The 9,323-nt window shown below is 63.3% G+C and carries 10 protein-coding genes; 9 read left to right on the plus strand and 1 reads right to left on the minus strand.

Annotated features, from left to right (window positions below):
* The first annotated feature begins 69 nt into the window (after positions 1–69).
* Positions 70–267 carry a hypothetical protein gene (locus NKJ09_RS23625; RefSeq protein WP_352496180.1) on the plus strand — a complete coding sequence of 66 codons (198 nt, stop codon included), beginning with the start codon at positions 70–72 and terminating at the stop codon, positions 265–267.
* A gap of 107 nt (positions 268–374) precedes the next feature.
* Positions 375–1,013 (plus strand): cupin domain-containing protein, encoded by a 639-nt coding sequence (locus tag NKJ09_RS23630; RefSeq protein ID WP_352496181.1) that lies wholly within the window; start codon positions 375–377, stop codon positions 1,011–1,013.
* A gap of 6 nt (positions 1,014–1,019) precedes the next feature.
* Here NKJ09_RS23630 and NKJ09_RS23635 read toward each other — a convergent pair whose 3' ends face one another.
* The gene (locus tag NKJ09_RS23635) at positions 1,020–1,634 is read right to left on the minus strand and encodes a TetR/AcrR family transcriptional regulator (protein ID WP_352515795.1); all 615 of its coding nucleotides are present in this window, start codon (positions 1,632–1,634) and stop codon (positions 1,020–1,022) included.
* Positions 1,635–1,725: 91 nt separating this feature from the next.
* Here NKJ09_RS23635 and NKJ09_RS23640 point away from each other — a divergent pair, with 91 nt between their 5' ends.
* From NKJ09_RS23640 to NKJ09_RS23670, 7 genes are all read left to right on the plus strand, one after another.
* Entirely contained in the window at positions 1,726–2,832 is a 1,107-nt protein-coding gene (locus NKJ09_RS23640; protein ID WP_352496183.1) for a polyamine ABC transporter substrate-binding protein, read from the plus strand.
* A 13-nt stretch (positions 2,833–2,845) separates the two neighbouring features.
* Positions 2,846–3,691 carry an ABC transporter permease gene (locus tag NKJ09_RS23645; protein WP_352496184.1) on the plus strand — a complete coding sequence of 282 codons (846 nt, stop codon included), beginning with the start codon at positions 2,846–2,848 and terminating at the stop codon, positions 3,689–3,691.
* A 2-nt stretch (positions 3,692–3,693) separates the two neighbouring features.
* Positions 3,694–4,476, plus strand: a complete 783-nt coding sequence (locus tag NKJ09_RS23650; protein ID WP_352496185.1) for an ABC transporter permease — start codon at positions 3,694–3,696, stop codon at positions 4,474–4,476.
* Positions 4,473–5,537 (plus strand): ABC transporter ATP-binding protein, encoded by a 1,065-nt coding sequence (locus tag NKJ09_RS23655; RefSeq protein ID WP_352496186.1) that lies wholly within the window; start codon positions 4,473–4,475, stop codon positions 5,535–5,537. Before NKJ09_RS23650 ends, NKJ09_RS23655 begins: the two co-directional genes overlap by 4 nt.
* A gap of 2 nt (positions 5,538–5,539) precedes the next feature.
* Complete coding sequence (locus NKJ09_RS23660) at positions 5,540–6,298, plus strand: MBL fold metallo-hydrolase (RefSeq protein ID WP_352496187.1); 759 nt, start codon at positions 5,540–5,542, stop codon at positions 6,296–6,298.
* A 448-nt stretch (positions 6,299–6,746) separates the two neighbouring features.
* Positions 6,747–7,520 (plus strand): NAD kinase, encoded by a 774-nt coding sequence (locus tag NKJ09_RS23665; RefSeq protein ID WP_352496188.1) that lies wholly within the window; start codon positions 6,747–6,749, stop codon positions 7,518–7,520.
* Between the two features lie 190 nt (positions 7,521–7,710).
* Complete coding sequence (locus NKJ09_RS23670; protein ID WP_031193535.1) at positions 7,711–9,306, plus strand: DEAD/DEAH box helicase; 1,596 nt, start codon at positions 7,711–7,713, stop codon at positions 9,304–9,306.
* The last annotated feature ends 17 nt before the right edge of the window (positions 9,307–9,323 follow it).

Consider the following 9,323-nt stretch of genomic DNA (forward strand, 5'->3'; position numbering starts at 1 on the left):
ATTAGCACTCGCTCAATTAAGCGCGCCGACAATGTCGGTGCGGCGGGCCAAAAACCAAAGGGTGTTGTCATGCGAAGTGATTTCGCCGCGGCGCGCGAGCTTTTGGAGTGCGCACAAAACCGCCTCTGCGGCGCGGATGAAACGAGCCGGCGCGTCAACGAGGCCCTCGACGCGCTGATTGAAGAAATAGCCATCGCAGAATTCCGCAAGGCGCCGCTGACGGTCGTGCCGTTTCCGCGAGCGCGGCCTCCAAAGCATATTCGGTAGGGCGTCGCGCCTGTGTTAACAGAACGTCGGCGCCTGTAGTCGTTGAAGCACCATGCCTTCAACCGTATAGTTGGCGGCGCTGATGCTATGAACCCACGAGCTGATCCATGTCACGCTGTGGAGATGTCTACGAGAACAAGGTGACCGGCGAATATGCTGTCATCCTGCGTGGCACGGAAGACCGCGGAGATGGGCCAGGCATCGCCCATCTGACCGCTCGGCCGGGAGCCGCAGTGGTGGGCGAGCACTTCCACCCGAACCTGACGGAACGGTTTACCGTCCTCGGCGGCCGGCTCGACGCTTGCATCGCCGGAAAGACTTTGTCTCTGGGGCCTGGCCAATCCGCCGCGATCGAAGCAGGCGTCGCACATGATTGGTGGAACAGCAGCAAAACCGAAGAAGCGCATGTCCTGGTCGAAGTCGACCGGGCACCAGGTGCGGATGATATCGACCCGAACCGTTTCGAGCTGCTGATTGGCATGCTCTTCGGCCTGGCCAATGCCGGCAAGGTGGACAAAAAAGGCAGGCCTTCGCCGCTTCAGGCAGCAGTCATCGCCAGGGAATTTGCCGACGTGATCGTCTTCACGCACCCGCCACCTGCGATTCAGCGAGTGGCGCTGGGGATCCTGGCGCCACTCGGCCATCTGCTTGGCTATCACGCGATCGACCCCGTCTACTGCAAGCCGCACGGGCACGTCACGCCGGCGCCCGAAGCCCTCGCTCGGGCAGGTCTTTCGGCTGGGTGACTGCAGTCAAACCCCAATCGCCGCCACCAATATCCTGTTCTGCCTGCGTATCGCCGTGCGCAGTTCGGCAATTCTCGCCCCGTCGCGCTTCACGAACTCGATGAACATCATGTTCATGTTGTTGAACACCAGTTCGCCCAAGGCGTGTCCATCGATGTCGCGGCGCACCAGGCCGAGCGCCTGCAGGCGGGCGATCAGCGCACGGATCTGCTCGGTCAGTGCCCGGTCGAGCGCGGTATAGGCCTGGCCGAACGGGCTGTCCGGCAGTTGCGTCGAGATCGCCATCGCCTGCCGCCACATCTCCTTGCTGAGATAATGCAGCGAATGTTCGATATAGATGCCGAGCAGCGTATCCAGCGCGTCGCCGACATTGGCCGGCGGGTTGGCGACGACGCCGCGCCCGGCATTGAGCACCTCGTTGACCTCCAGCGAGACGATGGCGCCGAGGATGTCGCCCTTGTTCTGGTAGTAATTGTAGATCGTGCCGACCGAGACTTCGGCCTGCGCCGCGATGGTCTCGATCTTGGCGCCTTCATAACCGGCATCGCGGAATAGGTCCGCTGCCGCCTCGATGATGCGGCGGTGCCGATCCGCCTTCTGCCTTGCCCGCAATCCGCTCATAGCGGCTGTTTGCCACAAAAACAGAATTGACTCAATTTTAGAATTGGTTCAATTTTTTGCCACAAGCCAAAAAGGCAAGGGAGAACACTCGATGTCCATCAATCCAAAGACCCCCAATCCAATTACCAGGAACCCGCTTTCCGTTCTGAAGAGCCATCTCCAAGGCGCGTGCGCCGCGGCAGCACTGCTGCTGGCGGCTGGCAGCCTCGCTCAGGCGCAGGACCTGAACGCGCTGATCTGGTGCGATCACGCCGATCCGGCGCTGTTGCAGCCGTTCGAGGAGGCCAACGGCGTCAAGGTCAATGTCAAGGAGTTCGAAGGCACCGGCGCCGGCCTGGCCATCGTCGATCAATCACAGCCCGGCGACTGGGACGTGATGGTGATCGACAGCATCGACGTACCGCGCGGCGTCGAAAAAGGCCTGTTCGAGCCGCTACCGGAAGACAAGCTGCCGCTGGTCGACCTGTTTCCGCAGGTGAAGATGGATAGCTCCACCGTCGTCGACGGCAAGCGTTACGGCATCACCGAAAAGTTCGGCTACAACACGATCGGCTACAACAAGACTAAAGTCGACCCGGCCGACATGCAGTCGCTTGCCGCGCTGACCGGCGACAAATACAAGGGCAAGATCGCCATCTACGATTATTACCTGCCGGTCATCGGCATGGCCGCACTGGCGATCGGCAAGAAGACGGCGGAACTGACCGAAGCCGACCTTCCCGCCATCAAGGAACAGCTGCTCAAAATGAAGGCCAATGCCAAGCTGGTCGGCGAAGTGACCGCCAGCCAGACAGCGCTGGCGACCGGCGAGGTCGACATACTGGTCGGAGGTGGCGAATGGGTGACGGCGGGGCTGGCCAAGGAAAACCCGGCGCTCGACTTCTCGATCCCGAAGGAAGGCGCCGTGCTGTGGTCGCAGTCGCTGGCAATGTTCAAGGATTCCAAGAACAAGAACCTGGCACTTAAATTCATCCAGTACATTATGAGCCCCGAAGGCCAGGCGCGGCTCGCCACCTCGTCCTGCTATTGGGGCATGCCGGCCAACACCAAAGCGGCGCTGAGCGACGAGCAGAAGAAGATCCTGCGCTTCGACGAGCAGCCGGAGTTCCTTGCCCGCGCCCAGTCCTATCCGGCGCCGAACGCCGATCTCGACAAGAAGATGCAGGACGTCTGGACCGAAATGCTGCAGGCGCAATGACCGGCTGCCGGTCGTGAACTTTTCCAGCAAGGGCGGGCGTGCCCTGCCCTGGGCGCTGGTCACGCCGGCGCTCGGCTGGACGTTGCTGTTCTTCGTGCTGCCCTTCGTCGCCATGGCGGTATCCAGCCTGACGGCGCATGAAGGCGGCGGCTTCACGCTGTCCAACTACAGCCAGTTCTTTGCCAATCCATCTTACTGGCAGGCGATGGTGAACTCGCTGCAGGTCACGGCCATCGTCACCGTGATCTCGGTGCTGCTTGCCTATCCCTTCGCCTGGATCCTGGCCGAGCAGGTGCCGGAGCGCTGGCAGCGGCTGGCGCTGATGCTGGCGGTGCTGCCGTTCTGGACCTCCTATGTCGTGCGTTCCTATTCGTGGCTGCTGGTGCTGGCGCAGAACGGCGTCGTCAACCGCGCGCTGACCGGCTCCGGGCTGTTCAGCGATCCGCTGCAGCTTGCCAATACGCGGCTAGCGACCGTCACCGGCTTCGTGCATTTCTTCGTCATGCTGTTGACGCTGACGATCTTCGCCAATCTGAAGCAGCTCAGCCCCAGCTACCGCAAGGCCGCAGCCGACCTCGGCGCCGGGCCGATCCGGACATTCCTGCATGTCGTTCTGCCGCTGACGCTGCCTGGCATCATGGTCGGCGCCTTCCTCACCTTTGTGCTGTGCATCGGCGACTACATCACACCGCAGATCCTCGGCGGCAACAATGAGCTGTTGATGCCGCAGCTCGTCATGATGCAGATCGGCCGGCGCGGCGATTTTCCGCTCGCCTCGGCGCTGTCGATCATCTTGATGGCGGTCGTCACCATCGCCTATCTCGCCTGCGCCCGTTGGTTGAAGATCGAGCGGGCCTGACCATGCGCGCTCTCATCCGCCTCGTCTCCGGCCTTTACGCCATCGCCATCTATGGCTTCATCTTCTTGCCGGTCGTCGTTCTGGTGCTGTTTTCGCTGCAGGCGACGTCGTTTCCGATCCCGCCCTTCACCGGGCCGTCGCTGCGCTGGTACGAGGCCGTGCTCGCCGATACGCGGCTCACCTCGGCGCTGGTCAACTCGCTGCTGGTGGCCGTCCTCTCTTCGGCTGTCGCCGTCACGCTCGGCTTTCTCTCAGCCTGGGGTTTTGCACGCTTCGCCTTGCCGGGCTCGGGCCTGATGCGTGGGCTGATCACGCTGCCACTGACCGTCAGCTATCTCATCATCGGCATGGGGCTGCTGGTACTGTTCAATTGGGCCGGCATGCCGAAGTCGCTCACTGCCGCCGGCATCGGCCATGTCGTGATCAACCTGCCGCTCTGCTTCGCCATCGTCTACAGCCAGATGGGCGACCACCAGATCAATATCGAGCGCGCGGCGCGCGACCTCGGCGCGCCCGAATGGAAGGTGCTGCTGCTGATCACCGTGCCAGTGATGGCACCGGCGATCTTCGCCGGCTTCTTCCTGTCGATGACCTTCTCCTGGGACGAATTCGTCATCTCGTTCCTGTTGACGCGCTTCGACACGACGCTGCCGGTCGAGATCTGGAACCTGCTGCGCTCCGGTCTCAATCCCAAGACCAACGCCGTCGGCTCGCTGGTCTTCGCCGTCTCCATCGTGCTGGTGGTATTGTTCGAGCTGATGCTGTTGCGGAGGAAGCCGGCATGACCGCGCCACTGGTCGATATAAGCTCTGTCTCGCATCGCTTCGGCCAGCACACGGTGCTGAAGAACGTCTCGCTGACGATCGAGCCGGGCAGCTACACGATCCTGCTTGGGCCGTCCGGCTCCGGCAAGACGACGCTTTTGTCCATCCTCGGCGGCTTCGTCACGCCGAGCGAAGGCAAGGTGCTGATCCGCGGCGAGGACTGCACTGCCGTGCCACCGGCGAAGCGGCCGACCACGACCGTGTTCCAGGATTATGCGCTGTTCCCGCATATGAGCGTCGGCAGCAATGTCGGCTTCGGCCTGCGCATGCAGGGCGTCGATGGCGCAACCCGGGCAGCGAGAGCGCGCGAGGCGCTGGCGCTGGTTGGGCTGGCCACCGCCTTCGACAAGAAGCCGCACCAGCTTTCCGGCGGGCAGCGGCAGCGCGTGGCACTGGCGCGCGCCCTGGTGGTCGAGCCGGCGGTGCTCCTGCTCGACGAGCCGCTCGGTGCGCTCGACCTCAAATTGCGCCGGCAGATGCAGGACGAGTTGAAGGCGATCCAGAAGCGTGTCGGCACCGCCTTCATCCACGTCACCCACGACCAGGAAGAGGCGATGGCGCTGGCCGACCATTGCGTGGTGATGAATGACGGGCGCATCGAGGATGAAGGACCGCCGGAGCGCGTCTATGCACGGCCGGCGACGCGCTTTTCCGCGACCTTCATGGGCGAAAGCACGCTGTTATCGGGAACGGTGACGGAGGCGAAGAGCGGCAAAATCACCGTCACCACGAAGCTTGGGTCGCTCTCCCTGGCCGGCACATTGCCGGCCGGCTCGACGGTTGCGCTGGCTATCCGGCCGGAGCATCTTGTCCTCGGTGCGATCGGCGGCGCTGTAGCGCTTGGCATGATCAAGGTCAGCGACGTCGTCTTCCAGGGTAGCTTCAAGCGTGTGCTGGGGACCTCCACGACCGACCCGGCGCTGCACTTCATCGCCAAGGTTCCCGCCGCATCGGCCGTCCAGCCCGGCGACGTGGTCGCCGTATCGTGCGATGCTGGCGACATCATCCTGCTTGCGGACTGAACATGAACACGCTTCCAATTATCGACGCTCCTAACTGGTACGAGAGCATCCGCATGGGCGATGGCGTGACGCTGATCCACGAGCCGTGGATCAAGCCGTTCTTCCGCTGCAACATCTGGCATGTGCGGGGCCGCGACCGCGACCTGCTGTTCGACACCGGCCTCGGCCATTTCAGCCTGCGCCGCCACGTACCGCTGGTCACGGAACGCAAGCTCACCTGCGTGGCCAGCCACACGCATTTCGACCATATCGGCTGCCATCACGAATTTCCCGACCGCTGCGTGCACCCGGCCGAGGCCGAGATCCTCGCCGACCCGCGCAACGAATGGACGGTTGCCGACCGCTATGCCACCGAGGAGATGTTCGACGGCATGCCGCAAGGCTGGGACACGAATCGCTACCGGATCCTACCCGCACCAGCCGGCCGGTTGCTCGAACAAGGCGACATCGTCGATCTTGGCGACCGTACCTTCGAGGTCATCCATACGCCCGGCCATTCACCCGGCGGCATTGCGCTCTACGAAAACAGGACGGGCATCCTGTTTTCCGGCGACATCATCTATGACGGCCCGCTGATCGACGATGTCTATCACTCCGATATCGACGACTATGTCGAAACGCTGCTGCGCATGCGCGATCTCGATGTCTCGGTCGTGCATGGCGGCCATTTCCCGAGCTTCGGCAAAATCCGCTATCGCCAGCTTGTCGACGAGTATCTCGCGCAGAAGCGCCAGGCCGGCTGCCATCTGCTCGCCCGATAGGGACTAGCGTTGTAGCGTCAAAGCGCCCTTTGCGGGCAGGGTGTGCCCGCCGCGTCGCCGCAGCGTGAGGCCGTGGGCTCGGGTCTAAAACTCTTTTCCTCCGACTGACGCACCAGTTCCGCGAAAGCCAGGGCAAAACTTGCCAGCATCAGGAAGACGATAATCAAGCGTGCCAGCGGCAATAGATCGGCCTCGACTGGTTAGCCCCACGCCGCCCATCCACTGCCGGCTAACATGATCGATACGGCTTTACGAGAGTTTAAGGCAGGTCTTAACCATCACATCATTTTGTCCCACGACATGATGCGCGAGCGCGCCTGTTTGGCCGCCATCTCAAGACACCTCCCTCCCTTTGCAGAAATGCCCGCCCATGCTAACCCGGCGCTGGCGCGACCCCGCAACCGGTCGCCACCAATCGGTCGTTGCCAATCGGTTGTCGTTGAGAGCCATGAGCAAAACCGCCAGCCGTTTCGCCTTCGTCTCATCCGGTACAGCCGACGCCAATGCAGCGCTGGAAAGCCTTTCGGCACGCTACGGCCAGGCATCCGTCGAGGATGCCGGAATCGTCGTGGCGCTCGGTGGCGACGGCTTTCTGCTACAGACCCTGCGCGAGACGATGAGCACGGGAAAGAGGGTCTACGGCATGAACCGTGGCACCATCGGTTTCCTGATGAACGAATACCGCGCCAGCGGCTTGACCGGGCGCATCGCGGCTGCGGTCGCCGAAACGATCCGTCCGCTGGAGATGCAGGCGGTGACGGCGGAGGGTGAGACGATTTCGGCGCTGGCGATCAACGAGGTCGCGCTCTGGCGCCAATCCTACCAGACGGCCAAGATCCGCATCACCGTGGATGGGCAAGAGCGGCTGGAGGAATTGCACTGCGACGGCGTGATGATTGCGACGCCGGCCGGCTCGACCGCGTATAATCTGTCGGCGCACGGGCCGATCCTGCCGCTCGACGCTCCGCTGCTGGCACTGACCCCGGTCAGCCCGTTTCGTCCGCGCCGCTGGCGCGGCGCGCTGCTGTCCAACAAGGCGATCGTGCGTTTCGACATTCTGGAGCCGGAAAAGCGGCCGGTGAATGCCGCCGCCGACCACACCGAGGTCAAGGCGGTGACGACGGTCACGGTGAGGGAATCGCCGACGGCGACGGCGACGCTGCTGTTCGATCCCAACCATTCGTGGAACGAGCGCATTCTCGCCGAACAGTTCCGCTACTGAGCCGGCGCAGCAGCCACTGCGCAAATTAAGCATCGCGATTAAGGTTACGACTTCACAATCGCGCCAATGCCGCCCGTTTGTGTTGACAAATCGTAGGCTTGCGCCTACCTGCAATACCAATCTTGCAGGCGCGCGGCGCTTGCCGCGACTGCCTATGTTGCGCCCCCGAACCAGCCAAAGACAGCCAAACTTGTCCTCAGACACCCAGATCGCTCAAGAAGCGTTGACCTTCGCAGACCTCGGCCTGTCGCCGAAGGTCCTTTCCGCAGTTACCGATGCCGGCTACACCGAGCCGACGCCGATCCAGGCTGGTGCTATCCCGCACGCCTTGCTCGGCAAGGACGTGCTGGGCATTGCCCAGACCGGCACCGGCAAGACGGCGTCCTTCGTCCTGCCGATGCTCACCCGGCTGGAAAAGGGCCGCGCCCGCGCCCGCATGCCGCGTACGCTGATCCTCGAGCCGACGCGCGAGCTAGCCGCGCAGGTCGAGGAAAACTTCGTCAAATACGGCAAGAACCACAAGCTCAACATCGCGCTGCTGATCGGCGGCGTGTCCTTCGACGAGCAGGACAAGAAGCTCGAGCGCGGCGCCGACGTGCTGATCGCGACTCCCGGCCGCCTGCTCGACCATCGCGAGCGCGGCAAGCTCCTGCTCAATGGCGTCGAGATCCTCGTCATCGACGAGGCCGACCGCATGCTCGACATGGGCTTCATCCCCGACATCGAGCGCATCTGCGAGATGATCCCGTTCACCAGGCAGACGCTGTTCTTCTCAGCGACGATGCCGCCGGAGATCACCAAGCTCACCGAGAAGTTCCTGCACGCGCCGGTGCGCGTCGAAGTGTCGAAGGCTGCATCGGCCGCCACCAACATCATCCAGCGGCTGGTGAAATCCGGGCCAAAGCCTTGGGACAAGCGCGAGACGCTGCGCAATCTGATGAAGGCCGAGGATGCCGAGCTGAAGAACGCCATCATCTTCTGCAACCGCAAGGTCGAGGTGTCGGAGCTGTTCCGCTCGCTGCTGAAATATGATTTCGACGCCGGCGCCCTGCACGGCGACATGGACCAGCGCGCGCGCATGCAGATGCTGGCCAATTTCCGTGACGGCAAGCTGCGCTATCTCGTTGCTTCGGACGTCGCGGCGCGCGGCCTCGACATTCCCGACGTCAGCCATGTCTTCAACTACGACGTGCCGATCCACGCCGAGGATTATGTCCACCGCATCGGCCGTACCGGCCGCGCCGGACGCTCCGGCAAATCCTTCACCATCGCGACCAAATCGGACACCAAATACATCGACGCCATCGAACGGCTGATCGGCACCAAGATCGAGTGGCATGACGGCGACCTGTCGACGGTCGTCGTCAGCGAAGGCGGCGAGGATGAGGCCCCCCGCCGTGGCCGTGGTGCGCCACGCCGCGCCGGGCGCAAGGACGACGCCAAGGACAGGGGCGAGCGCAAGCCGCGTGAACGCCACGCCAAACGTGGCGAGGAAACGGCGCCGGAAGCGGTGAGCGAGGAACAGCCGGTCGTGGCCGAAGCCGCGGTCGCCGACATCGGCGAGCGGCGTACCCGCAAAGAGGCGATCCGCTCGGAAAACAGCGAGCGCCAAGCTTCACCTGAACGGAAGGCTTCGCCCGATCGCAGCGAGCGGCGCGCGCCGGAACGCGGCGATACCAGGCCACAGCGCGAGCGCCCTGCCCGTCAGCGCCAGGAAGACAATGACGCGACCGTGGGCTTCGGCGACGACATGCCGGCCTTCATGCGGATCGTCGCCAAGGTCTGATACCACAGCGCTCGCGC

It is taken from the genome of Mesorhizobium sp. M0189, assembly GCF_040322135.1.
In the GTDB taxonomy this organism is placed as follows: Bacteria; Pseudomonadota; Alphaproteobacteria; order Rhizobiales; family Rhizobiaceae; genus Mesorhizobium.

What these genes read in the sequence shown, in the direction of transcription:
- NKJ09_RS23660 (WP_352496187.1), top strand. Translation starts at nt 5,540, where the DNA reads ATGAACACGCTTCCAATTATCGACGCTCCTAACTGGTACGAGAGCATC.
- NKJ09_RS23655 (WP_352496186.1), top strand. Translation starts at nt 4,473, where the DNA reads ATGACCGCGCCACTGGTCGATATAAGCTCTGTCTCGCATCGCTTCGGC.
- NKJ09_RS23650 (WP_352496185.1), top strand. Translation starts at nt 3,694, where the DNA reads ATGCGCGCTCTCATCCGCCTCGTCTCCGGCCTTTACGCCATCGCCATC.
- NKJ09_RS23665 (WP_352496188.1), top strand. Translation starts at nt 6,747, where the DNA reads ATGAGCAAAACCGCCAGCCGTTTCGCCTTCGTCTCATCCGGTACAGCC.
- NKJ09_RS23640 (WP_352496183.1), top strand. Translation starts at nt 1,726, where the DNA reads ATGTCCATCAATCCAAAGACCCCCAATCCAATTACCAGGAACCCGCTT.
- NKJ09_RS23635 (WP_352515795.1), bottom strand. Translation starts at nt 1,634, where the DNA reads ATGAGCGGATTGCGGGCAAGGCAGAAGGCGGATCGGCACCGCCGCATC.
- NKJ09_RS23630 (WP_352496181.1), top strand. Translation starts at nt 375, where the DNA reads ATGTCACGCTGTGGAGATGTCTACGAGAACAAGGTGACCGGCGAATAT.
- NKJ09_RS23625 (WP_352496180.1), top strand. Translation starts at nt 70, where the DNA reads ATGCGAAGTGATTTCGCCGCGGCGCGCGAGCTTTTGGAGTGCGCACAA.